The 24,903-nt window shown below is 73.6% G+C and carries 20 protein-coding genes and 1 pseudogene; 12 read left to right on the top strand and 9 right to left on the bottom strand.

Going from position 1 to position 24,903, the window contains the following annotated elements; translation table 11 throughout:
- Positions 1-20: 20 nt before the first annotated feature.
- Entirely contained in the window at positions 21-548 is a 528-nt protein-coding gene (locus tag AB0M28_RS09635) for a sigma-70 family RNA polymerase sigma factor (RefSeq protein WP_365400467.1), read from the top strand.
- 84 nt (positions 549-632) lie between these two features.
- On the opposite strand, the gene AB0M28_RS09630 is transcribed toward AB0M28_RS09635, so the two are convergent.
- Complete coding sequence (locus tag AB0M28_RS09630; RefSeq protein WP_365400464.1) at positions 633-1,640, bottom strand: LacI family DNA-binding transcriptional regulator; 1,008 nt, start codon at positions 1,638-1,640, stop codon at positions 633-635.
- A gap of 214 nt (positions 1,641-1,854) precedes the next feature.
- Between AB0M28_RS09630 and AB0M28_RS09625 the strand changes: the two genes are divergently transcribed.
- The 6 genes from AB0M28_RS09625 to AB0M28_RS09600 are packed head-to-tail and all read left to right on the top strand — an operon-like array spanning position 1,855 to position 8,507.
- Positions 1,855-3,180, top strand: a complete 1,326-nt coding sequence (locus AB0M28_RS09625) for an extracellular solute-binding protein (protein WP_365400461.1) — start codon at positions 1,855-1,857, stop codon at positions 3,178-3,180.
- Positions 3,181-3,183: 3 nt separating this feature from the next.
- Positions 3,184-4,131 (top strand): sugar ABC transporter permease, encoded by a 948-nt coding sequence (locus AB0M28_RS09620; RefSeq protein ID WP_365400458.1) that lies wholly within the window; start codon positions 3,184-3,186, stop codon positions 4,129-4,131.
- Entirely contained in the window at positions 4,128-4,949 is an 822-nt protein-coding gene (locus tag AB0M28_RS09615; protein WP_365400455.1) for a carbohydrate ABC transporter permease, read from the top strand. Before AB0M28_RS09620 ends, AB0M28_RS09615 begins: the two co-directional genes overlap by 4 nt.
- Before the next feature lie 5 nt (positions 4,950-4,954).
- Positions 4,955-5,665, top strand: a complete 711-nt coding sequence (locus tag AB0M28_RS09610) for a ThuA domain-containing protein (RefSeq protein ID WP_365400452.1) — start codon at positions 4,955-4,957, stop codon at positions 5,663-5,665.
- Positions 5,662-6,744, top strand: a complete 1,083-nt coding sequence (locus tag AB0M28_RS09605) for a Gfo/Idh/MocA family oxidoreductase (RefSeq protein WP_365400449.1) — start codon at positions 5,662-5,664, stop codon at positions 6,742-6,744. The genes AB0M28_RS09610 and AB0M28_RS09605 overlap by 4 nt, the downstream gene beginning before the upstream one ends.
- Positions 6,741-8,507: a glycoside hydrolase family 36 protein gene (locus tag AB0M28_RS09600; RefSeq protein WP_365400447.1), complete on the top strand. Its 1,767-nt coding sequence runs from the start codon at positions 6,741-6,743 to the stop codon at positions 8,505-8,507. The genes AB0M28_RS09605 and AB0M28_RS09600 overlap by 4 nt, the downstream gene beginning before the upstream one ends.
- On the opposite strand, the gene AB0M28_RS09595 is transcribed toward AB0M28_RS09600, so the two are convergent.
- Complete coding sequence (locus tag AB0M28_RS09595) at positions 8,497-11,604, bottom strand: phosphocholine-specific phospholipase C (protein ID WP_365400444.1); 3,108 nt, start codon at positions 11,602-11,604, stop codon at positions 8,497-8,499. The genes AB0M28_RS09600 and AB0M28_RS09595 overlap by 11 nt on opposite strands.
- A gap of 153 nt (positions 11,605-11,757) precedes the next feature.
- Positions 11,758-14,382 carry a TIM-barrel domain-containing protein gene (locus AB0M28_RS09590; RefSeq protein ID WP_365400441.1) on the bottom strand — a complete coding sequence of 875 codons (2,625 nt, stop codon included), beginning with the start codon at positions 14,380-14,382 and terminating at the stop codon, positions 11,758-11,760.
- Positions 14,383-14,525: 143 nt separating this feature from the next.
- Here AB0M28_RS09590 and AB0M28_RS09585 point away from each other — a divergent pair, with 143 nt between their 5' ends.
- Positions 14,526-15,641 (top strand): hypothetical protein, encoded by a 1,116-nt coding sequence (locus tag AB0M28_RS09585; protein WP_365400438.1) that lies wholly within the window; start codon positions 14,526-14,528, stop codon positions 15,639-15,641.
- A gap of 351 nt (positions 15,642-15,992) precedes the next feature.
- Here the strand turns inward: AB0M28_RS09585 and AB0M28_RS09580 are convergent, their stop codons facing one another.
- From AB0M28_RS09580 to AB0M28_RS09570, 3 genes are read right to left on the bottom strand one after another with little or no spacing between them, the layout of a single operon-like run.
- Positions 15,993-16,487 (bottom strand): DUF1992 domain-containing protein, encoded by a 495-nt coding sequence (locus tag AB0M28_RS09580; protein WP_365400435.1) that lies wholly within the window; start codon positions 16,485-16,487, stop codon positions 15,993-15,995.
- A gap of 43 nt (positions 16,488-16,530) precedes the next feature.
- Complete coding sequence (locus AB0M28_RS09575) at positions 16,531-17,106, bottom strand: helix-turn-helix transcriptional regulator (RefSeq protein ID WP_365400432.1); 576 nt, start codon at positions 17,104-17,106, stop codon at positions 16,531-16,533.
- Positions 17,107-17,146: 40 nt separating this feature from the next.
- Entirely contained in the window at positions 17,147-19,165 is a 2,019-nt protein-coding gene (locus AB0M28_RS09570; protein WP_365400429.1) for an NADPH-dependent 2,4-dienoyl-CoA reductase, read from the bottom strand.
- A 108-nt stretch (positions 19,166-19,273) separates the two neighbouring features.
- On the opposite strand from AB0M28_RS09570, the gene AB0M28_RS09565 reads away from it, so the two are divergent.
- A complete protein-coding gene (locus tag AB0M28_RS09565) occupies positions 19,274-19,657 on the top strand; it encodes a YchJ family metal-binding protein (protein ID WP_365400426.1) in 384 nt (127 codons plus the stop codon).
- 15 nt (positions 19,658-19,672) lie between these two features.
- Here the strand turns inward: AB0M28_RS09565 and AB0M28_RS09560 are convergent, their stop codons facing one another.
- Both AB0M28_RS09560 and AB0M28_RS09555 read right to left on the bottom strand, forming a co-directional pair.
- Positions 19,673-20,059: a CBS domain-containing protein gene (locus tag AB0M28_RS09560; protein WP_365400423.1), complete on the bottom strand. Its 387-nt coding sequence runs from the start codon at positions 20,057-20,059 to the stop codon at positions 19,673-19,675.
- 123 nt (positions 20,060-20,182) lie between these two features.
- On the bottom strand, positions 20,183-20,764 hold the full coding sequence (locus tag AB0M28_RS09555; RefSeq protein WP_365400420.1) for a CAP domain-containing protein: 582 nt from the start codon (positions 20,762-20,764) through the stop codon (positions 20,183-20,185).
- Between the two features lie 290 nt (positions 20,765-21,054).
- Here AB0M28_RS09555 and AB0M28_RS09550 point away from each other — a divergent pair, with 290 nt between their 5' ends.
- On the top strand, positions 21,055-21,930 hold the full coding sequence (locus tag AB0M28_RS09550; RefSeq protein ID WP_365400417.1) for a universal stress protein: 876 nt from the start codon (positions 21,055-21,057) through the stop codon (positions 21,928-21,930).
- A gap of 156 nt (positions 21,931-22,086) precedes the next feature.
- Complete coding sequence (locus AB0M28_RS09545) at positions 22,087-23,001, top strand: universal stress protein (RefSeq protein ID WP_365400414.1); 915 nt, start codon at positions 22,087-22,089, stop codon at positions 22,999-23,001.
- 26 nt (positions 23,002-23,027) lie between these two features.
- Here the strand turns inward: AB0M28_RS09545 and AB0M28_RS09540 are convergent, their stop codons facing one another.
- Entirely contained in the window at positions 23,028-23,453 is a 426-nt protein-coding gene (locus tag AB0M28_RS09540) for a pyridoxamine 5'-phosphate oxidase family protein (RefSeq protein WP_365400411.1), read from the bottom strand.
- A 1,265-nt stretch (positions 23,454-24,718) separates the two neighbouring features.
- Between AB0M28_RS09540 and AB0M28_RS09535 the strand changes: the two are divergent.
- Positions 24,719-24,903: pseudogene (locus AB0M28_RS09535) on the top strand (hypothetical protein); the annotation flags it as partial.

Raw genomic sequence — 24,903 nt, 5'->3', positions numbered from 1 at the left:
CCCACTCGCGTACCCCTACTGTGGACAGGTCACCGGCACACCCCGCGCAGGACGACTGCGTGCTCGCCGGTCTGTACGCCCGCCACGGCCGCGCCCTGCACGCCGACGTGCTGCACTGGGCCGGCGGGGACCACCAGCGGGCCGAGGACATCGTCCAGGAGACGTTCCTGCGGGCCTGGCAGCTCGGCGACGCCCTCGACACCGAACGTGCCTGGCCCTGGCTGCGCCGGGTGGCCCGGAACCTGGCGATCTCCGCGCACCGCCGGGTCGCGGCCCGGCCGCCGGAGACGGAGCTGCCGGAGGAGGAACTCCCCGCGACCGGCGACGAGTTCGACCACGCCCTGCAGCGCTGGCTCCTCAGCGACGCGCTGCAGCGACTGCGCCCGGAGCACCGCGCGGTCCTGGCGGAGGTCTACTTCCGCCGGCACACGGTGGCCGAGGCGGCCCAGCGCCTGGGCATCCCCCCGGGCACGGTCAAGTCCCGCACGTACTACGCCCTGCGGGCGCTGCGGCTGATCCTGGAGGAGCAGGGGGTCACGGAGCCGTGACACGGCGCGCGGCGCGCCCCTTGACGCGGCGCGCGCCCGCCCCCGGGACGGACGCGAGGCCGCCCCCCGGATCGGGGGCGCCCGTCAGCTCGACCCCCGCACCACCAGCCGCGGCACCATCACCGTCTCGCCCGGTCGGGACCCCGCCATCAGCGCCGCCAGCTGTTCCACCGCCGCGCGTCCCAGCTGCTGCTTGTCGATGTGCACCGTCGAGAGCGGCGGGTCCACCAGCTCGCCCAGGCTGAGCCCGTCGCAGCCCACGAACGCGCAGTCCTCCGGGACGCGCAGCCCGCGGCTGCGGGCGCGGCGCATCGCGCCGATCGCCAGCATGTCGTTGTACGCCACGACCGCCGTGATGTCCGGGCGCGCCGCCAGCACCGCGTCCAGGCCGTCGCCTCCGCCGGCGATCGAGTTGGCGGTGGGCTGGACCCAGGACTCGTCGGCCGGGAGGCCCAGTTCCGCGGCTATCGACAGGAACAGCGAGTGCCGGGTGCGCGGGGCGCCCGCGTCCTCGCGGCCGCGGTCGTCGAGCATCGCGATCCGGCGGTGGCCCTGCGCCACGAGGTGCTCCATGGCCTGGCGCAGGCCCGCCTCGAAGTCGATCCGCACCCCGCCGATGGCGGGCGGCCGGCTGTCGTGGTCCAGCAGGACGAACGGGATGCCGCTGCCCTGCACCTTGTCGATCGCGCCGTCGTCGAGGAAGAAGCCGACGCACGCGTCCACATGGTCCGCGACCGTCTGCGCCACCGCCTGCTCCCGCTCCATCGCGGAGCCGGTGCTGTAGACGGCGACCTGCCAGCCGCGTTCGTCCGCGGCGGCCATCACCCCGGCGACGACCTCGGGGAAGAAGGGGTTCAGCACATCGGCGATGACCAGCCCCAGGGTCGTGACGCCCTGGCTGACCATGCCGCGTGCGAAGCGGCTGGGCCGGTATCCCATCGCCTGGGCGATCTGCAGAATACGCTCGCGGGTGGCCGGGTCGATCTCCGGTTTGTCGTTGATCGCCCGGGACACCGTCTGCCGGGACACGCCGGCCGAGCGGGCGACATCGTCGATCGTGACCCGTCGCCGGGGCCGTGGTGCTGCGGGCAAGGTGTCCTCCGTGAGGGGTCACGTGAGCGTTCACGGGCCATCATGCGGATCCCGTGACGCGCTGTCAACAGTCGCGCGCACTGCCGATCTCATACCGCGCCAACTGCCATCTACCGTCTTCTGCACGGGTCTTGACCCGATCGCCGTACTGCCCTGATGGTTCTCCGTGAGCGTTCACGGGAACGCTCACGACCCTGAGCCGAAGGACCTCGTGATGCTGAGCCGACGCACAAGCGCGATGCACCGGACCCGCCGGATCGCAGCGACCCTCGTCACCGGCGCCCTGACCGTCTCGCTCGCGGCGTGCTCGGTCGACGAGGGCGCCGACGACGGCGGGGACTCCGGCGGCAAGGACAGGCAGGAGATCAGTTTCCTGACCTTCGAGACCCCGAACCTGACCCCCGAGTACTGGGACGCGGCCATCGGCCGGGTCGAGAAGAAGTACCCGGACATCAAGGTGAAGAAGCTGGTCGCCCCCACCACCGACCGCACCGCCTACGCCAAGCAGCTGCTGGCGTCCGGTCAGTTCCCGGACGTGATGATCGCCGTCGCCCCGACCGGCCTCGGCGACGCGGGCAACCTCTACTCCTGGAAGCCGGCGGAGCTGAAGGACTTCACGGTCCCCGACGGCGGCGCCATCGACGGCAACGTCTACCAGCTCCCCGCCAACACCCAGTCCATCCCCGGCGTCTACTACCGCAAGTCGATGTTCCAGGAAGCGGGGATCGCCGCCCCGCCCAAGACATACGACGAACTGCTCGACGCCTCCGCCAAGCTGAAGGCGAAGGGCATCCAGCCGTTCGTCGTCGGCGGCGGCAAGGACGCCTTCCCCACGGTGCTGCCGCTCACCGGCATCGTCGGCACCGACGTCTACAAGACGACCCCCGACTGGATGGTCCAGCGCCGCGCCGGCAAGGTGAAGTTCACCGACCCCGCGTTCGTCGGCGCCCTCACCAAGCTGCAGAAGCTGGCGCAGGAGGGCTACATCGACAAGAAGATGGTCTCCCTCGACTACGCGGCCACCGAGCAGGCGTTCCTCAAGGGCAAGGGCGCGATGTACCCGATGGGCTGCTGGTTCGCCGCCGCGGCCGACAAGAGCGAGCTGAAGGACGACATCGGCGTCTTCAACTGGCCCACCGACGACGGCTCCGTGCTCTCCGCCGGCTACACCGGCGGCGGCCTGTCGGTGAACGCCAAGTCCAGGCACCTGGACGCGGCGAAGAAGTTCGCCCTGGCCTTCCAGCTGGACAAGTCCAACCTCGACAACTCGGTGAAGTCCGACGCGCTCTACCCGGCGATCAAGGGCTACACCCCGCCCGCCGACACCGGACCCGTCTACCAGGCGTCGTACGACCTGTGGCAGGCCTCCGCCCAGCAGAACGCCACGGTGAAGGCGTTCGCCTGGGAGACCGGCGACGACGCCCTGCTGCCCGGCCTGGACGCCAAGGTGCACGCCTCGGCCCAGGACGTCATCCTCGGCCGCAAGAGCCCGCAGGAGGCGGCCGAGTTCCTGGACGCCGAGTGGGAGAAGGCTTCCTGACCCATGGCGACCGACACACGTCTGCGGCCGCCCGCACCGGCGGCGACACCCGTCCCCGCCGCCGCGCGGCGCGGCCGCAGGCTCCGCTCCCGGCTCGGCAGGTTCGCCGTCTTCGGCGCCCCGGGGCTGCTGGTCTACGGCTGCTTCGTGCTCGCGCCCGTCCTGCTGAGCCTGGGCTACAGCCTCACGAACTACAACCCGTTCAACCCGCCCACCGAGTTCACGGGCCTGCGCAACTACCGGCTGCTGATGGAGGACGAGGAGTTCCACCAGGCGCTGAAGGTCACCGTGCAGCTCACGGTGATGCTCGTCGTCCTGCCGAACGCCGGCGGTCTGGCGATCGCCATGCTGCTCGACCGCAAGGGCTGGTTCTACAACGCCTGGCGGGCGGTGTTCTTCGTGCCCGTCGTGCTCAGCTCGGTGGTCGTGTCCATCGTGTGGACCCGCCTCCTCGCCGACGACGGCGTGGTCAACCAGGCGCTGGGCTGGATCGGCGTCGACCCCGTCGGCTGGCTCTCCGACCCCACGCTCGCCCTGTACTCCCTCGGCGTGATCATGTCCTGGCAGATGCTCGGCTTCTGCGTGGTCGTCTACCTCGCCGGGCTGCAGTCCGTGCCCGGCGAACTGCTGGAGGCGGCCGCCATCGACGGCGCCGGCCCCTTCGCGCGGTTCCGGCACGTCACCTGGCCGCTGCTGGCCCCCGCGCTCACCATCAACACCGTCGTCATGCTGATCACGGCGTTCAAGGCGTACGACCATATCCAGGTGATCACCAACGGCGGCCCGGGCTCCGGCACCACCGCCACCGTCGCCTTCGTCATCCTGCAGACCGGCTTCACCGCCAACCGCCAGGGCTACGCCGCCGCGATGGCCATCGTGATGCTGGTGATCGTCGCGACCGCCTCCGCGGTCGCCCTCAAGCTGCTCCAGCGCCGGGAGGTGGAGCTGTGAGGACCCTCTGGCTGCGGCCGCTGGCCGTCACCGTGCTCGGCTGCTTCTTCGCCGTGCCGCTGTACGTCGTACTCGCCAACGCCTTCAAGACCGGAGCGGACATCGCCCCGCACCCGGCGGACCTGCCGTCCCCGCCGACGCTGGACAACCTGACCCGGGTGATGACCCGCTCGGACAACCTGTTCTGGGTCAGCCTCGGGAACAGCCTGCTGGTCACCACCCTGTCGGTGATCGTGCTGACCGTCCTGTCAGCGATGCTCGGCCACTATCTGGCCCGTACCGGCTCCCGCTGGGGGAAGGCCGCCACCCTGGTGCTGCTCTCCGGGCTGATGATCCCGCCGCAGGTCATCCTGCTGCCCATCACCCAGGTGCTGCGCACCTTCGACCTGATGGCCAGCGTGCAGGGGCTGGTGCTGTTCAACGTCGGCTACTACGTGCCCTTCGGGGTCTTCGTCTTCGCCGGGTTCGTGAAGTCCGTGCCGGTGGAGCTGGAGCAGGCGGCGGCGATCGACGGGGCGGGCTGGTTCCGCACCTTCTGGCAGGTCGTCTTCCCGTTGCTGCGGCCCGCCACCGCCAGCTCGGTGATCTTCTTCGGGGTCTGGATCTGGAACGACTTCCTGAACCCCCTGATCATCCTGGGGCCGAGCCAGGGCACCACCATCACCACCGGTATCTACCGGGCCATCGGCCAGTACCAGGCCGACTTCGGCACGGTCTTCGGTCTGATGTTCCTGTCCACCCTGCCGGTGCTCGCGCTCTACCTCGCGCTGCAGAAGCAGTTCGTGAAGGGCCTCACCGGCGGCGCGACGAAGGGCTGAGCCGCATGCGCGTCGTCGTCTTCAACGAGAACCACCACGAACGCACCCGCCCCGAGGTCCGCGCCCGCTACCCCGACGGCATCCACGGCCTGCTCGCGCCGTCCCTCGCCGCACTCACCCCGTACGACGTGACCACCGCCACCCAGGACCAGGACGGTTACGGCGAGCGGGTGCTCGGCGCGGACGTCCTCGTCTGGTGGGGCCACCTCAGGCACGAGGAGGTGCCGCGGGACCTCGTCGAGCGGCTGCGGGAGCGGGTGCTCGGGGGGATGGGCCTGGTCGTCCTGCACTCCGGCATCGGGTCGCGGCTGACCCGCGCGCTGCTGGGCACCAGCTGCGCGGTGCGCTGGCGGCACGGCGACGACCGGCAGCTCGTGTGGACGGTCAAACCCGGCCATCCCATCGCGGCCGGGATCCCGCAACCGCTCGTGATCGAGGAGGACGAGATGTACGGCGAACCCTTCGACATACCCGAGCCGGACGAGCTGGTGTTCGTCTCCGGCTTCACCGGCGGCGAGGTCTTCCGCAGCGGCGCCTGCTACACCCGCGGGGCCGGCCGGGTCTTCCTGTTCAGCCCCGGGGACCAGGAGTGCCCCGTCTACCACCTCCCCGAGGTCCGGCAGGTCATCGCCAACGCCGTCTGGTGGGCCGCCCCCGCCGCGCCCGTCGGGCCGCCGCCGCGCAACGAGCAGGCCCCGGTGGGGTGGTGGCGATGACGACGGCCTCGCGGGGCACACTCGCCGACCCCACCCCGTACGAGACGAGCACCGCCCCCTTCGCGACCGTCCCCGGGGACGAGCCGCTGACCGTGGTGATCGCGGGGGCCGGGTTCATGGGCCGGCACTGGGCGCTGACGCTGGCGGCCGATCCCCGGGTGCGGATCGCGGGGGTCGCCGACGCCGATCCGGTGCGTGCCGAGCGGCTCCTCGGCGAGCTCGGCCTCACGGGGGCGCCCGCCGACGAGTCCCTGGGCCGGCTGCTCGGCCGCACCCGGCCGGACTTCCTCGTCAACTGCACCACCCCCGCCGCCCATCAGCACACCACCTTCGCCGCGCTGACCCGCGCCATCCCCGTGCTGTCGGAGAAGCCGATGGCCGCCACCCTCGCCGAGTCCGAGGCGCTCACCTCGGCCGCGTCCGCCGTCGGCCGGCTGCTGATGGTGAGCCAGAACCGGCGCTACGAGCCCGGCGTGGTGGCCCTGCGCGGGGCGCTGCCGAGGCTGGGCCGGCTGTCCTCGGTGAGCGTCGCGCACCGGCGCGACCACCGGCCGGTGCCCTACGTGCTGGCGGCGGCCGAACCGCTGATGGAGGAGATGGCCATCCACCTCTTCGACACGGTGCGCGCCCTGACCGGCACGGAGGCGGAGTCGGCGTACTGCGAGACCTTCCGCACCCCGTGGAGCCGCTACGCGGGCAACGACTCGGCGCTCGCCCAGTTCCGGATGAGCGGCGGGCTGCGCTTCTCCTTCAGCGGATGCTGGACCAGCCGCGGCGACGAGACCGCCTGGAGCGGCTCGTGGCGGTTCACCGGCGAGCACGGCACCGCCCTGTGGGACGGTCTGGGCGCCCCCGAGCTGCGGCTCGACCACAAGCCGCCGGCCCGGGTGCCGTGCGGCCGGTCGGACGCCGAGTTCCCCGGACTCGCGGAAGCGCTCGACGAGTTCGTCACCGCCCTGCGCACGGGCGCCCCGCCGCAGGGCGAGTGCCGCGACAACCTCCGCAGCCTCGCCATGGTCGACGCCGCCCTCGCCTCCGCCCGCACCGGAACCCCCGTCCCCGTCAAAGGAGCCCTGTGACCACCAGCGCGGTGACCACCGCCGAGCGCCCGCCCGCCCCCACGACCCCGCTGCTCGACGCGGTGACCGTCGCCGTACTGGCGGACGGCAGACCCGCCGGCCACGCCACCCGCCGGCTGCCCGGCGGGCTCACGGCCCTGGACGTGACGGCCCCCGCCGGGACGCCCGTCGAGATCCGCTTCGGCGTCCCGCTGCGCGACGCCGTCGGCTACTGGCCGCCGGTACGCGGCTGGGAGCGGTCGCTGCCGCCGGACTGGACCGGACGCGCGCACACCTCGCTCATCGACGGGCACGCCCTCGGCTGTCTGTACGAGGCGTCCGGCGCCACCCTGCTCGCCTTCGCGGCCGAACAGGCGGTGACCGAGACGGAGCTGGTCTTCGGGGTGTCGGAGCAGCGCCGCGTCTTCGTCGTCCACCTGGAGTACACGGCCACCGGCAGCCCGTGCACCGTGGTGCTCGCGCCGCGCTCGGCCACCCCGGCCGCCGCGCTGCGGTCCCTGCGTACGCATCTGGCGTCGTCCGCCGCGCGGGCCCCGCTGCCCCTGCCCGAGTCGGGGCGGGTGCCGGTGTACTCCACCTGGTACGCCTTCGGGCAGGACCTCACCGCCGACGCGGTCGAGCACGAGGCGCGGCTCGCCGCCGACCTGGGCTGCGGGATGCTCATCCTCGACGACGGCTGGCAGCGCGGCGGCAGCGAGCGCGGCTACGCGTGGGCGGGCGACTGGACGGTCGACACCGCCAAGTTCCCCGATCTGCGTGCCCATGTGGCCGCCGTACGGGAGCTGGGCATGGCGTATCTGGCGTGGGTGGCGCCGCTGCTCGCCGGCCCGGACTCGCCGGTGTGGCCGGACCTCGCCCCGTACGCGACCCGGCCCAGTCCCACCGCCCCCCGCGCCCACGTGCTCGACCCGCGCGAGCCGGCCGTGCGCGCGCACGTCGTCGAGACCTGCGCCCGGCTGGTCGGGGAGTACGGGCTCGACGGACTGAAGATCGACTTCCTGGACAACGCGGGCGTCTACGCCGGCGACGGCGGCGGTGACATCGGCCGCGCGATGGAGCTGCTGCTCGGCGAACTCCGCGACCGGCTGGGCGGGCTGTGTCCCGCCGGTCCGCTGATCGAGCTGCGCCAGCCGTACCTCGGCCCGGGCATGGCGGCGTACGGGAACCTGCTGCGCGCCAACGACTGCCCGGCGGACGCCGTCGCCAACCGCGTGCGCACCGTGGACATCGCGCTCGGCGCCGTCGGCGGGGCGGTGCACTCCGACATGCTGATGTGGGACCCGGCCGCCGCGCCCGAGTGGGTCGCCCGGCAACTGCTCGGCGTGCTGCACGCCGTGCCGCAGCTGTCCTGCCGGATCGCGGAGCTGCTGCCCGAGCAGCGGCAGACGGTGGAGTTCTGGCTGGCCCAGTGGCGCCGGCTGCGCCCCGTGCTGCTGGACGGCGAGCTGGAGCCCGGCCGCCCCGACGAGATGTACCCGGTGATCCGGGCGACCGCCGGTGAGCACCAGGCGGTCGTCGTGCACCAGGAACAGGCGGCGGTCGGCGTGGACCTGACGCGGCACCGGCAGGTGGACGTGGTCAACGCGACGCCCGCCGGCCGGCTGGTGCTCGTCCCCTCCGGCGGGCCGGCGAGCGCGGACGTGCGGGTGCACGACGCGTGCGGGCGTCTCGTACGGACGGAGTCCCGGGTGGCGCTGGGGCCCGGCCCGACGACGGTGGCCGTACCGCCGTCGGGCCTGCTGTCGCTGAGCGTCAGCCGGTGACGGGCGCGGTGTCCAGGCGGACGTGGTCCACCGCCCAGTACCAGTTGTTGCCCGCGTCGTACATCCGGAACCTCAGCCGCACCGACGCGGCGCCGGACGGCACGGCGAAGCTCCGGGCGACGAAGGCGTTCTCCACGTCCTTGCCGGCGTTGTCGTTGCCGGAGGTGTCGCTGCTGTACGACAGCAGCCGCACCTCCTCGCCGGTGTCGAACACGGCCGTCACGGACGCCTTCTGCGGGGCCTCCTGGCGGTAGTGCGAGTCGAAGCCGAGGTGCAGGCGCTGCGTGCCGGAGGGGACGGCGACGGCGGGGGAGACGAGCGTGGAGTCGAAGCGGCCCCGACTCGCGGGGCCGCCCTTGTCGTCCCAGTCGTCGGGGTCGGCGACGGCCAGGACACCGAGGCCCCGCGTGAAGTCGGACCGGTTCTGACCGCCGGTCGACCACAGCCGCTTGGTCATGAACGTCCAGCCCTGCAGCTCCGTCGTCCCCTGCGGCATGCCCTCCGCGTTCACCACCGACCAGCCCTCCGGCCCGGTGGCCGTCCAGCCGAGGAGGCCGGCGGGGGCGGGGCGGTCGACGCCCGGCAGCAGGGCGGGGGCGACGGACTCGAAGTCCTCACCGAGCAGATGACCCGCCATCGTCGGCGCGATCCGGGCCCGCACCTCGCCCTCCGCGAGCGCCAGCTCCGCGCCGGCCGCGGCACGGGACACGACGAGCAGCCGCGGGCTCGCCTTCGGGTCCAGGTCCGCGGGCGGGGTGAGCTCCCAGACGGCGGTCGCGCGGGCGCCCGCGGCCAGTTCGGCGGGGAAGGGGGTGAGTTCGCGGACCTTGAAGCCGTCGGGGGCGACCAGCCGCGCCTCGATATCGGTCAGCGCCGCGGCGGCGGAGGCGACGGCGTCGATCCGGGCCGGCCGGCCCGGGATGAGGATCGGCTCGTCGATCGTGGTCGAGGCCGACTCCAGGGCGACGTCCAGGGTCAGCGGGTCGGGCCGGCCCATCGCCGGGTCCGTCTGCCCGCCGCGCCCGGACGGCAGCCGCCCGGCGGCCCGGTTGAGGTGGAAGGGGTCGTCGGCGGCGGTGACCGCCACGTCGTACCAGCCGTGTTCGGCCACCGGCACCGTGAGCTTGCGCGACTCGCCCGCGGCCAGCCGTATCTCCGTGAGCCCGCCGCCGTACGCCAGATCGGCGACCTTCAGGGTGCGGGCGCGCGGGCTGTCGTTGATCAGCTCCACCTCCAGGGCGCCGTCGTCCGGCTTGATCTCCGCGTCGAGGCCGTCCCCGCCGCCGCGGACATGCCACAGCGAGCCGCTCGGCCCGTGGATCCGCAGGTCCCGGGTGTCCACGGTGTCCGTGAGCCGGCCGTCCGCGCCCACCGTGTAGTGCAGTGGCGGGGTGCCCGGTTCGGCGTAGGCATGGAAGACCGCCGCCTGGCTCCCGGAGTTGGCGAGGGTGAGCGCCGTCCGGCCGTCGCGGACACGGGCCGTCGCGGTCAGCGCGTACGGCAGCGGGCGGTGGGTGCGGGTGCCGCGCTGCTGCCGCGGCACGGACTGCGGGCTCGGCACCTTGATCGACGGCCGGGAGGCGGCGGCGTCGCTCTTCGCCTTGTTGCCGCTGGTGTCGGGGAGCTGCGGCCAGGCGGGCTCCTCGCCGGAGAAGTCGAAGGCGGAGAGCAGATCACCGGTCACCGCCCGCCGCCAGGGGCTGATGTTCGGCTCGCGCACACCGAACCGCCGCTCCAGGAACCGGATCACGGAGGTGTGGTCGAAGACGGTCGAGTCGACCGCGCCGCCCCGCGTCCACGGCGACGCCACGATCATCGGCACCCGGGTGCCGAGCCCCAGCGGATACGGGCCGGACACCACCGTCTCGCCCTCCGGCAGCGCCGCCGACCAGGCGAGCGAACCGTCGGCCGCCCGCACCCGGTAGGCGCCGTCGTGCCGCATGATCCGGTGGTACGTCTTCCCGGCCTTCGTCACGCGCATCACCACCTCGCCGTCCGTCGGCACCGTGGAGGCGCCGCGGCCCTCGCCGAGCGGCGGGACGGGCGGCAGGGCGTGGTCGAAGAAGCCGCCGTGCTCGTCGTAGTTGAGGATGAACACCGACTTGGCCCACACCTCCGGATGCGCGGCCAGCGCCCCGATGAGGCGCGCGGTCAGGTGCTCGCCGTTCGGCGGTGCGTAGTTCGCGTGCTCCGACAGCGCGGCCGGGGCCACGATCCACGACACCTGGGGGAGCTTCCCGGCCGCGACGTCGTCCGAGAACGCCTTCACCAGGGCGTCGCCCATCGCGAACGGGTCGCCCTGCTGGGCCGGATCGCCCACCCGGCGCATGCCCCGCTCGTACAGCGGGTCCCCGGGCTTCGCCTGCTGGAACGGCGTGAACCAGGCCAGCGCGTTGTCGTCGTAGTTGTCGATCGCCTGATAGGTCTGCCAGCTGACCCCCGCCGCCTCGAGCCGCTCGGCGTACGTCGTCCACTCGTAGCCGCCGCCGATGTAGCTGTTGTCGGAGACCGCCACATCGCGGACCGTGCCGCCGCTGGTACCGGTCATGAAGTGGTCGCGGTTGGGGTTGGTGTTGCAGTTCATCGACGCGTAGTAGGCGTCGCAGACCGTGAACACCGAGGCCAGGGCGTTGTAGAAGGGCATGTCGGCCGGCTCGTAGTAGCCCTGGCCGAGCCAGCCGCCGCTGCGGCGGGCGACGTAGCCGTCGGCCAGTCCGCCGTTCCAGGCGTTCATCGAGTCGGTGTAGCCGAAGGCCGGGGCGCCCTGGCGGTAGGCGTTGGTGTGCGCGGCGTTCATCGCGAAGGGCAGCAGACGGCCCTCGGCGCGGGAGGCGTCCGGCTGGTGCAGGACGGAGCGCCCGTTCACGCCGCGGACGGCGGTGCGGTCGCCGAAGCCGCGGACGCCCGGGAGCGTGCCGAAGTAGTGGTCGAAGGCCCGGTTCTCCTGCATGAAGATCACCACGTGCTCGATGTCCTGGAGGCTGCCGGGCCGGGCGGGCGCCGCCAGAGCGTCGCGGACGCTGAGCGGGAGGGCGGACAGCAGGGCCGCGCCGGCGGCCCCGCCGAGGAGGGATCTTCTGGACAGGGGAGCGTGCATCGGGGCTCCTTGGGATGCCTCGGAGGAGTGTTCTGGACTAGACCCGTTATCTGTACGAGATGAAATTGGCCGGGGGCTTAACCCCCGGCGAACGGAGGCGCCCGGCCGGTGGACCGGCACGGGCGCCCCCGTCGGGCGCTGGAAGGGCGCGGCTCAGCGCAGCAGCTGCAGCGTGAAGTCGCGGTCCATGGGCAGCGACGGCGTCGTCACCGTGGTGACGCCGGTCCCCGCGTCGTACGACCACGCCGAGCGCGGCAACGCTGTCCCGCCGAGCACGACCTGGTGCGGCGCGCTCTCACCGTGCACGGTGAAGGTGTACGAGCGGGCGCGGACCTTCCCGTCGTACGAGCCGACGCTCGCCCCGACCCGTACCACCGTGCGGGCCGTCTCCTGGTCGACCACGACCTGCTGGGTCGCGGACTTGCCGCCCTTGAACTCACGCGTCACGCCGTCGTCCTCGTACAGCGTGTAGGAGCTGTGGCCCTGCGGGTACAGGTCCCAGCCCAGCTGTCCGCGGTCGCGGGTCTGCCAGGACAGCGTGCCCTCGGGCCACATCGGCACGATCGCGCCGCCGCGGACGAAGAGCGGGAGGGTGTCGAGCGGGGCGTGGTACCCGTTGACCGTGGTCGGGCCCTGGTAGGTCTTGCCCGTCCAGTAGTCCGTCCACGTGCCCTTCGGCAGGTAGATGCCGTCGCGCGTCTCGGAGTCCTGGTAGACCGGGGCGACCAGGAAGTCCTCGCCGGTCAGGAACTCGTACTTGGCGTTCGGGCCGAGCGTGGCCGGGTCGTCCGGGTACTCCAGCCACAGCGGGCGGACCGCGCCGACGCCCGTCTTCGCCGCCTGGGCGGAGAGGGTGTACATGTACGGCAGCAGCCGCTCCTTCAGCTGCAGGTACTTGCGGTTGATGGAGCGGTACGGCTCCGGGTCGCGCCACGGCTGCTGATCGGCCGGCTGGCGGGTGGTGATGTCCCGGGCCCAGCCGTCCATCGTCATGATGGCCGGGAGGAATGTCTTCCACTGCAGGTCACGGGTGTACATCTTGGCGTCGTGGCGGTAGATCGAGCCCACGTCGCCGGTGTTGTACGCGATGCCGGACATCGTGGCGCCCGCGTACGTCGGGATCTGCCAGCGGATGAAGTCCCAGCTGAGCGACTGGTCGCCGGACCACAGCACGCCGCAGCGCTGCGCGCCCGCCCAGGACACCGGCAGCCAGACGAAGCCGCGGGCGTCGCTGTTGTCCTCGATGCCGGCCTTGGCGTCGTCGCAGGCGTCGAGCGCGAAGCCGTAGCCGTTGCCGACCCAGGCCACGTCCAGCTTCGCCACCCGCTGGCCGGCCTTGACCTGGTCGGCGAGCTTGTCGATGCCGTCCTGGGTCCACAGGCCGAGCTGCATGTTCCGGTCCTGCAGGCCCTTGGCGGTCTGCTCCAGGTTCTCGTAGCCGCAGCCGTAGCCGTCGTTGACGAGCATCCAGCCGAGCGGCATGTCGTTGGCGACGTACTGGTCGGCGATCTTCAGGGCGTCGAGAGTGTGGCGCTCGCCGCGGTTGGCGTTGTGCAGGTAGCAGTCGGAGTCGCCCGGCTCCAGCCCGTACACCGGCGGCATGAACGGCCGGCCGACGAGGGAGGTGTACTTGCCGATGACGCTCTTAGCGTCACCCAGGAAGTAGTACGCGTCCAGCCGGCGCTCCTGCTGGCCGGTCTTCACCGACGGGCCGAAGTCGTAGACGCCCGGGGCGAAGGTGTTGCGGTAGACGCCGTAGCCCGCGGAGGAGAGGTAGAACGGCTGGGAGTTGTTGTAACCGCCCTCGTTCCAGTTGAAGTTGTTCGCGACGTACATGGTGCGGTCGCGGTGCGAGAAGGAACCGTTCTGCTCGCCGCCGCCGAAGAACTGCTCGTCCGTCTGCCGCTTCAGGCTCTGCCGCATGCCGCCGGTCGACCAGCGCAGCGGCTCGTCCTCCTGCCAGACGGGCGTGCGGTTGTCGGCCTTGTAGAGGGCGAAGCGCAGGGGCTTCTTGTAGACCCGCAGAACGGCGTCCTTCGCACGGATCGCATAGTGGTCGCCCTCGTCGGAGGCGGACGTCTGCTTCAGCAGCCCGGGCCGGTTGCGGATGATCTGCCCGCCGGCGGGGTCGGTGAACACCCCGTCCGGGGACGCCTGCAGCCGCAGCTGACCGTTCTCCAGGAAGTCCGCGCGGGCCTTCAGCTGCCCGGCCTCGATCGCGTAGCTGCCGTCGCCGCCGCTGAACGCCGTCAGGTCGCCCGCGTCGGTGGTCTCGGGCAGATACGCCTTTCCGGTGTACGCGTTGTCGTGCACGTCGTACGGCACGACCACCACGTGGTAGCGCCCGTCGGCCTTCGGGATCACCGTGGCCTCGGGGTCGGCGGTGCCGGCCGCGGAGGCGACCTGCTTGCCGGCGTCGTCAAAGATGTACATGTCGAAGTCGTCCGACGGACGCTCCCACTGGATCGCGATCGGCACGCCGCCCTCGGGGTTGTCCGACCAGTAGCCGTCCGGCACGTCCACGGTGAGGTCGAACCGGTCGCAGACCTTGTTCTCGGGATCCTCCGCGGCGGGCGGACAGTCGCCCGCGCCGCCGAAGTTGCCCTCGGCGTACACGGGACTCTGCCAGGTGACGCTCTTGTTGCCCGCGTCGAGCACCCCGCTGCCCGGCGTCGCCGCGCCGGCCGTCTGGCCGGGGGCGCCGAGCAGGGTGAGCGCGAGGGCGGCGGCCAGGCCGGCGGCGGCGGTCGCCTGGTGTTTGTGCCGGAATCTTCGCAAGGTGGCCATCTCCGTTCGAAACGGGCTTCGATTGCGCAGTGTTGAGCGAAGTGGGGGGTGAACGCGCAGCTTCGAGCGGTCAGGTTGGCAGCGTTCCGGGGGCATGTCAACGGTTGGGGGAGAGGCGACGGTAGGGTGCCGGGGTGGAGTTGACGCGGGCCGCGGGTGACGGCGCCTGGAGCGCCGTGACCGACTGCGGAGGTCGCTCGCGGGAGCTGGTGCAGGAGTGGCTCACCGGCCTGGGGTTCAACAGGGGAGCCCCGGACGGGGTGCTGATCCGGCTGCTCGGCAGCGGGCACGTGCGCTTCCTCTACCGCGACGACCTGCCGGACGGCGTCCTGGAGGCGGCCGTGGTGCACCCGCTGCCACGGCCCCGGGTGGCCGCCGCCGAGACGGGACGGCTCTCGCCCGCGCAGTGGGACGGGGTGCTGGCGGCCACCCCGGAGCGGGACCTGCGGGAGGCCCTTCAGGAGCTGCGAGCGGACCCGCCCCCGTCCTGGGCGTCCGCGACGCGCCACCGCGGTATCGAGCGGCCACCGGACCTAGGCGCCCGCCCGCCCGGAACGCCGGCGGAGATCGCCGCGATGGCGGACGCGGTCCCGGACATCACCGCGGACGACCGCACGTTCGCGCTGTGGTGGGTCGCCGCCCTGTACGACGACCCGGACGCGATGCGGCAGCTCGCCGCCTCCGCCAAGCTCCGGATCCGCCGCAGCGTCGCGCGCGCCCCACACCTGCCGCCGGACGTCGTCGAGGCCCTCGCCGGCGACGAGGACCGCGTCGTACGGCTCTTCCTCACGGAATCCTGCGACGACGCCACCGCCGGCGTACTGCTCGACGTGTGGAGCTGGTGGCACGGCAGCTTCTCGTTCCCCGGCCGCCCCCGCAGCCATCCCCACTTCCCCCGCCGCGACCTGCTCCGCTTCGCGGATGATCCGCGCCCGCGGGTGCGGATGCTCGCGCTCGACGACCCCGCGTCCACCGCCGCACTCGTCGAGCGGTTCAGCCGCGACGCCGACGCCGAGGTGCGGGGCCGCGCGGCCGGGGACGCGCGGCTCAGCCCGGAGTCCGCCGTACGGCTGCTCGGCGACCCCGCGTTCGCGGTCCAGGGTCCGATCCTGCGCAACCCCGCGCTGCCGCCTTCGTCCCTGGCGCCGCTGCTCCTCGACCTGGCCACCGCCCGCGACGCCGCGGAGAACCCGGCCGTCCCGGTGTCCGTGATGCACCGGATGATGGACTGCGCCTCCGTGCCCCGCTGACACCTGCCCCCTACGTCCCGCGAAGGGGCGCGGGCCCGGATTGTCGTACCCCGGGAGTACTTTCGGAAGCGGTGCTGCTCCCCGGGAGGGAGGGCGGGAGCCTTCCGCCGGGCGATGTGGGATGAGCGGGCGCGGAGGAGGGTATGAGGGGCAGGACGCGAACAGGGCGCGCGATCAGGGAGGGCGAGATGAACCAGCAGATCCGTATCCGCGTACGACCCCGTCCAGTGCCGCGACGAGACCGCGAGCTGGACCTGAGAACCCCGTCCGGCCGGCAACTGCCCTATTGAACGCGGCCGGTGGCCCGCGGAGTGCGGCCACCGGCTGCGCGCGACGGTTCGGCGTGACCCCTTACCGGGGCGGGGCCGCCCGTCGGCGGCGGAACAGGAAGGCGGCGCGGGAGCGCCGCTCGGGGGCCGGGGCGGGCTCGGGCTCCGTAACGGGCTCCTCGGGCCGTGCCGCCCGCCACTCGGCGGCCACGGCGTCCACGTCGATGGGGCCCATGTTCAGCGGCGGGCCCATCGGGGGACGGCGGATCGCCTCCCTGATCCTGTCGTTGACCTCGTCCAGGAGCTTGCGCAGCACGCGTTCGGAGGGGGCCGTACGGGCCGCCGCGAGCGCGTCCTCCGCCTCCTTGCGCAGCACCAGCGTGGGGGGCAGCGCGGAGAAGTTCTCCCGCGCCAGCTTCTGCTTCACCCACCACAGTTCGTCGTAGGGCGCGTCGTCGTCGGTCAGCGGCTTGCCCTTGCCGGGCAGGTTCTCGAACTCGCCGCGCTGGGTGGCCTCGCGGATCTGCCGGTCGATCCACGACTCGAAGTCGATGCCGGTTGGCTTGCGCTCCGTCATACGTCCATGGTCGCAAACGGCCGGGAAGCGCGCCGCACCGGGCTCAGCGGCCCGCGCCCGGGCCCGCGCCGCGTGCCGCCGCCGCGTCGATCTCCGCCAGCTCCGCGATCGCCTCCCGCAGCCACGCCACCCAGTGGCTCTCCAGCCCGATGCCCGCCTTCAGCACCAGGTACTGCATCCGCTGCGCGGCACCGAGCCCCGGCGCCGCGAAGTCCCGCTTCTCGATCTCCCCGTACTCCGCCAGCTGTCGCCGGTGCAGCTCGAGGTGCCGAAGCAGCTCCACGCGCAGGCCGGCCGTGCCGACCACGGCCGCAGCCCGGATCCGCAGGAACAGCGGATCGCGCAGCGCCCTCGGCTCCTGCGGGGTCCCGACCCAGGCCGTGAGCTCCTCCCGGCCGGCGGCCAGCACCTCGTACTCGCGCTTCTGCCCGCGGGCCGGCTGGTCCGAGGGCAGGGCGCGGATCAGCCCGGCCTGCTCCAGCCGGCCCAGCTCGCGGTAGATCTGCTGGTGCGTCGCCGACCAGAAGTAGCCGATCGACTTGTCGAACCGGCGGGTCAGCTCCAGACCGGACGACGGCTTCTCGAGCAGCGCGGTGAGGATGGCGTGCGGGAGGGACATGACGTAGATCCTAGGGATCCCCGGGAAGCCGGCGCGGCCCTCAGATCCGCGCCGCCAGCCGCGTGCCCTGGTCGATGGCCCGCTTCGCGTCCAGCTCCGCGGCCACGTCCGCGCCGCCGATCAGATGCGCCTCGACGCCGGCCGCGCGCAGCGCCTCGTGCAGGTCGCGGCGCGGTTCCTGGCCCGTGCACAGCACCACGTGGTCGACGGGCAGGACCCGGCTCGTGCCGTCCACCGTCACGTGCAGTCCGGCGTCGTCGATCCGGTCGTACGTGACGCCCGCGAGCATCGTCACCCCGCGCTGCTTGAGCTCCGTGCGGTGGATCCAGCCCGTGGTCTTGCCGAGGCCCTGACCGACCTTGCTGGTCTTGCGCTGCAGCAGCCACACCTCGCGCGGCGCCTTCGTGCGGTGCGGGGCGCGCAGTCCGCCCGCGTTCTCGTACGACGTGTCGACGCCCCACTGCCGGAAGAAGACCTCCGGGTCCTGCGCGGCGCCCTCGCCCTCGTCCGTGAGGAACTCCGCCACGTCGAAGCCGATACCGCCCGCACCGACGACCGCGACCCGAGTGCCGACCTCGGCGCCGTCGCGCAGCACGTCGAGGTAGCTGAGCACCGAGGGGTGGTCCCGGCCCGGGATCTGGGGGATCCGCGGGGTGACGCCGGTCGCCAGCACCACCTCGTCGTAGCCGGAGAGCTCGGCCACGCCCGCCTCGGCGCCCAGTCGCACCTCCACGCCGTGCGTGGACAGCTGCGTGCGGTAGTAGCGCAGCGTCTCGTCGAACTCCTGCTTGCCGGGCACCTTCCGGGCGACGTTCAGCTGACCGCCGATCTCGTCCGCCGCGTCGAAGAGCGTGACGGTGTGGCCGCGTTCGGCCGCCGACACCGCGAAGGCGAGGCCGGCGGGGCCCGCGCCCACCACCGCGATCCGCTTCACGGTGCGGGTGGGGGAGAGGACCAGCTCCGTCTCGTGGCAGGCGCGCGGGTTCACCAGACAGGAGGTGATCTTCATGCTGAACGTGTGGTCGAGGCAGGCCTGGTTGCAGCCGATGCAGGTGTTGATCGCGTCGGCGCGGCCCGCCGCCGCCTTCGCCACGAACTCCGGGTCGGCGAGGAAGGGGCGGGCCAGCGAGACGAGGTCGGCGCGGCCGTCGGCGAGGAGCTCCTCGGCCAGCTCGGGGGTGTTGATGCGGTTGCTGGTGACCAGCGGGATGGAGACCGCGCCCATCACCTTCTTCGTCACCCAGCTGTACGCGCCGCGGGGCACCGAGGTCGCGATGGTGGGGATGCGGGCCTCGTGCCAGCCGATGCCGGTGTTGAGGATCGTCGCGCCCGCCGCCTCGATCTCCTTGGCCAGTGTGACGACCTCGTCGAGCGTCGAGCCGCCCGGCACCAGGTCGAGCATGGAGAGCCGGTAGATCACGATGAAGTCCGTGCCGACCCGCTCGCGGACGCGGCGGACGATCTCCAGCGGGAAGCGGGTGCGGTTCTCGTACGAGCCGCCCCAGCGGTCGTCGCGCCTGTTCGTCTCCGCGGCGATGAACTCGTTGATCAGATAGCCCTCGGAGCCCATGATCTCGACACCGTCGTACCCGGCCGCCTGCGCCAGCCCGGCGGCCCGCGCGAAGTCGTCGATGGTCTGCTCGACCTCGGCGTCGGTGAGCGCGTGCGGCGGGAACGGGCTGATCGGCGCCTGCAGGGCGCTCGGGGCGACGAGGTCCTGGTGGTAGGCGTACCGGCCGAAGTGCAGGATCTGCATCGCGATCCGCCCGTCCGCGCGGTGCACGGCCCCGGTGATCACCCGGTGCCGGGCCGCCTCCTCGTCGGTGGTGAGCTTCGCGCCGCCCTCCCAGGGCCGGCCGGCCTCGTTCGGGGCGATGCCGCCGGTGACGATCAGGCCGGCGCCGCCGCGGGCGCGCTCGGCGTAGAAGGCGGCCATGCGCTCGAAGCCGTTCTCGGCCTCCTCGAGGCCCACGTGCATCGAGCCCATGACCACGCGGTTGGGGAGCGTGGTGAAGCCCAGGTCGAGGGGGCGCAGGAGGTGCGGGTAGGGGTGGCTCATGGGTCTGTTGTAGCGCGGCGCGCAGTGGTTTTGCAACCAGTTGCATAATCCGGCCCGCGAAGGTGCCCTGTGATCGTCGTCGCTCCGCGCGCGGGCACAATGGCCCCCATGAGCAAGCCCAAGCCCTGCCCCTGCGGCCTCCCCGCCGCCTACGCCGACTGCTGCGGCCGGCTGCACGCCGGTACGGCGGCCGCCGCGACGGCCGAGCAGCTGATGCGCTCCCGGTTCAGCGCCTTCGCCGTACAGGATGCCGCGTACCTGCTGCGCACCTGGCACCCCTCGGGGCGGCCGGTCCGCGTCGACTTCGAGCCCGGGCTGCGCTGGCGGCGGCTGGAGATCCTCGACACGGTCGACGGCTCGGCGTTCCACCAGACCGGCGTGGTGGAGTTCCGCGCCCACTACACCCAGGACGGGGAGGCGGGCGAGATGCGCGAGCGCAGCCGCTTCACGCGGGTGGACGGGGCGTGGGTGTACCTCGACGCGGAGGGGTGAGGGCGGCGGGCGGAGTCAGACCCCGCTGCGCGCGGCACCCTGCAGCAGGTCGCTCCGGGTGACGATGCCGATCAACCGGTCCTCGTCGTCCACCACCGGCAGCCGCTCGATCCGCCGGACGGCCATGACCCGGGCCACGTCGGCGACGGTGTCCTCGGCGTGGGCGAGGACCGCGGGCGACGTCATCAGCCGGTCCGCCCGGCCGGCGGGCGCCCCGGCCAGATCCGTCTCCGAGATCACGCCCAGCACCCGCCCGTCGTCGTCCACGACGGGCACACCGCTGATGCCGTTCTCCCGCAGCAGCCGCGCCACGTCCCGGTACGTGTCCCAGGGACGCGCCCGGATCACGTCCGGCGTCATGACGGCACCGATCTCGCGGTGCCGCGTCGCGTACTCGGTCATGGATCGGCCCCCTCGCCACCCGGTCCGGTTCAGGATCCCCCGAGCGCGTGCGGATCGGGCAGGGGCTGAGAGGGTCCGGCTCCAGGGCCGTTCGGCCCGCTGCGCGGGCGGCACGGGTGTGCGTCAGGGGGTCGGTGCGGCCACGTTCGCGGGGAAGCGGCCGGTGATGTTTCCGGCAGGGCTGTACGCGCAGACGACGTACGTCTCGTGCCACTCGGCGCCCGGCGCGCGGCCCGCGGCGCGGGCGCAGCCCAGCTTCCGGCTCGACTTCCACACCAGCTGCGTGAAGGTGCCCGCGCCGCGGGTGAAGCCGGGGTTCGCCCAGTCGTAGTGAGCGACACCGTCGTACCAGAGGTCCACCGCCGCCGCGCACGCCGCCGCCTCGTCCTCGTACGACGCGCTCCAGTACCGGTTCTCGCCGTAGCCGGCCCGGCTCCCGGGGACCGCGCCGGGACCCTCGACGGTGGAGGCGTCCGCCGCGCGGCGCCGGGCGTGCGCGACGGCCGCGTCGTCCAGGACGAGGGGGAGGGCGCCGTGCCGGGCCCGGTAGGCGTTGTGCGCCGTCAGGCACGCCTCGTTGAACGCCTCGTCCGTGGCGTCCGGCAGCGGGGGACGGGCCACGTCCGCCTGTACGGGGGGCGCCGCGAAGAGGGCCGCCGCGGTCGCCAGGGCCGCAGTCGCCGCACGCACTGCCAGTCGGGTCATCGTCTCTCCTCCAACACCCCGGGGACCGGGCGTTCCGGTCGGGCCGGTCACCGGACACACCGCAGCGCGGCCGCCACGCGACCCTCTCAGAGATCACCTCCCGCGCCGCCGGGCCGCGCCCTGCCGTCACCCGGACGCAGCAGGGCGGCGGGCGCCGTGCCGCCTGGGGGGACGTTCCAGGGCCGAACGTCCCCGGCGCGGGCCGCGCGGCCCCTGCCCTTCGGCCGGGCGGGCGAGCAGGGTGGGACCGTGCACGCTCGGACAGCACCCGGCAGAGGCAGGTGAGCGGCATGGAACTGCCCATCGTCGTAGGCGTCGACGGTTCCGGGTCCGCCCTGCGGGCGGTCGACTGGGCCGCGGACGAAGCGGCCCTCCACGGGCGGCCGGTGCGACTGGTGCACGCCTCGCTCTGGGACCGGTACGAGGGGCTCGCCCCGGCCTTCGGCATCGCCCGGCCCGTCGAACGGCTGCTCGCCGAACAGACGCTGACCGAGGCGCGGGAGCGGGCCCGGCTGCGCCGGCCGGAGGTCGACGCGAGCACCGAGGTGGCGCCGGCCGCGCCCGCCGACGCGCTGGTCGCCGCTGGCGACAAGGCGTACACGCTCGTCGTCGGCTCCCACGGACAGGGCGGTCTGGTCGGCGCCCTGCTGGGCTCCGCGAGCCTGTCCGTGGCGGCGCGGGCACACTGCCCGGTCGTCGTCGTACGAGGTGAGGTGACCGCGCGCCGCCGGCGGATCCTGTGCGGCGTCGGCGACCGGGGCGCGGACTCCGCGGCGCTCCGGTTCGCCTTCCGCGAGGCGGAGGCGGCCGGCTGCCCGCTGCAGGCGGTGCGCTGCTGGCGCTGCCCCGCCCGGGAGGAGATCGGCGACCTGATGCTGGCCACGGGGGCGGCCGAGGGCCACGACGCGCGCGCCCGCGAGTTCCTGGCCGGGGCCCTCGACGAGTGCCGCCGGCGCCACCCCGGGGTGCGGGTGCAGCAGCTGGCGGCCGAGGGGCCCGCGCGCCGCGTGCTGCTCGAGGCGGCCGTCAGCGCCGACCTGGTGGTCCTGGGCGACGCCCGCGGCACCGGCGCCCGGTCCACGCTGCGGCTCGGCCCCGTGGTGCACGCGCTGCTGCACCGGGCCCCGTGTCCGGTGGCGGTGGTCCCCGAACGGCCCGCCGGATGACGGCCGTCGGCCCCCGCCGCCCGGCCTCACGCGGTGGTGCCCATCGCCGTCGCCGCCGCGGGCCACTCGCGCTCGTCACCACGGGACCAACGGCCCCTGCCGCGCGCCCGGGCCGGCGCCGACGCTGGGACGAAGCCCCCACGGAAGGAGCCTGACATGGCGGGACTCGTAGCAGTCGGCCTCGACGGTTCGGGGGAGAGCCGGGCCGCCGCCGACTGGGCGGCCCGTGAGGCGGTGCGCCGCGGACTGCCCCTGCGGCTCGTCCACGCCTGGGAGTGGCCGCCGCGCGGCGTGGCCGGGCTCGCGGCCGACGAGACGGCCGCCGGGTGGGGACGCCGGATGCTGGACGACGCGCAGGCGCGGCTCCACGAGCGCCATCCCGAACTGGACGTCGAGACACGGCAGATATCAGACGCCCCGGTCGAGGTGCTGCTGCGCGCCGCCGTGCGGGCCGAGCTGCTGGTCCTGGGCTCGCGCGGGGCGAGCGGGTTCGCCGGCTTCCTCGTCGGCTCCGTGGGGCTGGCCACCGTGGCCCGCGCCTCGTGCCCCGTGGTGCTGGTTCGGGCCGGGCCCGAGCGGTCCGGTCGCCACGCCGGCGGTGACGGCCGCGGCTCGGCGGTCCCGGGCCTGGACGTCGGCCGTCCCTCCGCCGTCGCGGACCAGGGCGCGGTGGTCGTCGGGCTGGACGTCGGCCGTCCCTGCGACGAGCTGATCGCGTTCGCGTTCGACGCCGCCGCCCGCCGCTCGGCGTCCCTGCTGGCGTTGAACGTCTGGCAGCCGCCGCTGCCGTTCGCGCACCCCCGGTCGAGCCTGCCGGCGCGGGACGAGGCCGAGCGCGCACTGCTCGCCGTGCTGCGGCCGTGGCACGAGAAGTTCCCCGAGATCCGGCTGACCGCCCAGGTCGTCAGCGGCAACGCCGCGGCACGCCTGCTCTCCGCCACGTCCGGCGCCGCCCTGCTGGCGGTCGGCAGACGCCGCCACCGGCCGCCGCTGGGCACCCGGCTCGGCGCGGTCGCGCACGCCGTGATCCACCACGCGGTGTGCCCGGTGGCGGTGATCCCGCACAACTGACCGGCCGGGGGCGGTCGTCGGGGCCGCTAGCGCGGCTTCGCCTCCCGGCGCTCGTTCACCAGCCGGATCCCGCTGACCATGTCGGTGGTGATCGTGACGAGCTGGTCCACGTCCACGCCGAGCCACGGGTCGAGCAGATCGCGGTAGCGCGCCCGCAGGTCCTCGTCGGCCACCGGGGTCGCGGTGCCGGTGACCACGACGCTCCAGCCGGTACGGGTGTGGGGGTCCATCGCGTCGCTCTCGAAGGCGACGACCCCGCTGAACGCGGAGGGGCCGGGCAGATCGCTGTCCCGGTGGGTGCAGACGACGACGAAGCCGTCGTGGACGACGTAGTTGACCGGGCGTATCGCCGGCAGCGCGCGATGGGAGAAGGCGACCCGTCCCACGGCCGTCTCCGTCAGCAGCTGAAGCGATTCTGCACGGCTGAGCTGCAGGAGTCTGGGGGACTGCACAGGGCTACTCATCGGTGGGCACCGCGGTCACGTACCACCTCTCGGCGGGCACCGGCGGACTGGTGGCGCTGGGTCTTCATGTGCCGTGCCTCCTGCGTGCGGGGCCCGCCACGCTGCGCTCGGCCGGAGGCCAGGGCCAGAGCGGCAGGACTGACGACGCCAGTAGAAGCCGTGTGCCTGGAGCGACGGTAGGGCCGTTCGGCCCAGACCTGTCCGGAAACCGACTCGCCGCGGTGGTGGGGCCGGTGGGCCCCGCGGCCTGGGGTCGACCGGCCCCTATCGGCGCGGGGGGCTCCGCGCGATGCTGTGCGGTGAGACCTCGGGGTGAACGGGCAGCTGACTTCCGCGTACGGGAGGGGCGGGGCCCGCAGGGCCCGGCCGGCCGTCCCCGGCCGGGGCCCCGTGGCTCACGGGCCGTCCTGTCAGCGGCCCCCTCGGGAGGCGAGGGCCGGTCACCCCTTGCCACCCCGCGTCGGACCCGGCACCGCGGCCCGCCTCACCGCAGGCCCACCACGGGGTCCCCGGGTCCGACGCGGTGCACCCCCGCCTCCGGCGCGGTTTCGGGTCTACGGGGGTGCGTCGCGCTTACGCCTGCGGCGGGGCGGCTCTGGGTATGCGTTGCGCTGTCGCCTGCGGCGGGGTGGTCTGCTTGGCGCGTGTCGCGCTTTCGCCTGCGGCGGGGCGGTTCTCGGGTGTGCGTTGCGCTTACGCCTGCGGCGGGGGGTTCGGGCGTGCGTTGTGCTTTCGCCTGCGGCGGGGCGGCTCAGGGTGTGCGCTGCGCTTTCGCCTGCAGCGCGGCGGTCTGCTTGGCGCGCGTCGCGTTTTCGCCTCTGGCGGGGCGGTTCTCGAGTGTGGGTTCGCCTTCGGCGGGGCGGTCTGCTCGGCGCGTGTCGCGCTTGCGCCTGGGCGGGGCGGCTCAGGGCGTGCGTTGGGCTTTCGCCTGTGGTGGGGCTCGAGTTGCTTCGAAACCCCGACGCGCGGCCCCGCGCCCGCGGCAGACGGAACCCGACGCTAACCCGGTCAACGCGCCGGCGCGGCATCCCGGAAACCGGCACGCACCCCGAATCCCGCCGAAGGCGCGACGTACCTCCCGAGGCCCCGGACCCGTCCCAGGCGACACACCCGCATGCCCCCGCTCCGCCGCAGGCGCAAAAGCCAACGCCCGGCCCGAGGCCCCGCACCGCCCCCGCCGCAGGTGTACGCGCTGCGCGCGCCCTTCGGACCGCCCCGCCGCAGGCGCAAACGCAACGCCACCCCCGCCGCAGGTGTGCGCGCGGCGCGCGCCCTTCGGGCCGCTCCGCCGCAGGCGCAAACGCAACGCCCGGGCCGAGGCCCCGCGCCGCCCCCGCCGCAGGTGCTTCCACCACCAGGAGCTCGCCGCCCGACCACAGGCCGCGCACGACGACTACCAGCCGCGCGGGGATCGCTCGCAGGCCACCCCCGAGGAGGT

Origin of the sequence: Streptomyces sp. NPDC051940 (genome assembly GCF_040680895.1) — a bacterium.
GTDB lineage: Bacteria > Actinomycetota > Actinomycetes > Streptomycetales > Streptomycetaceae > Streptomyces.
This window is presented reverse-complemented; position numbering and strand designations above follow the sequence as displayed.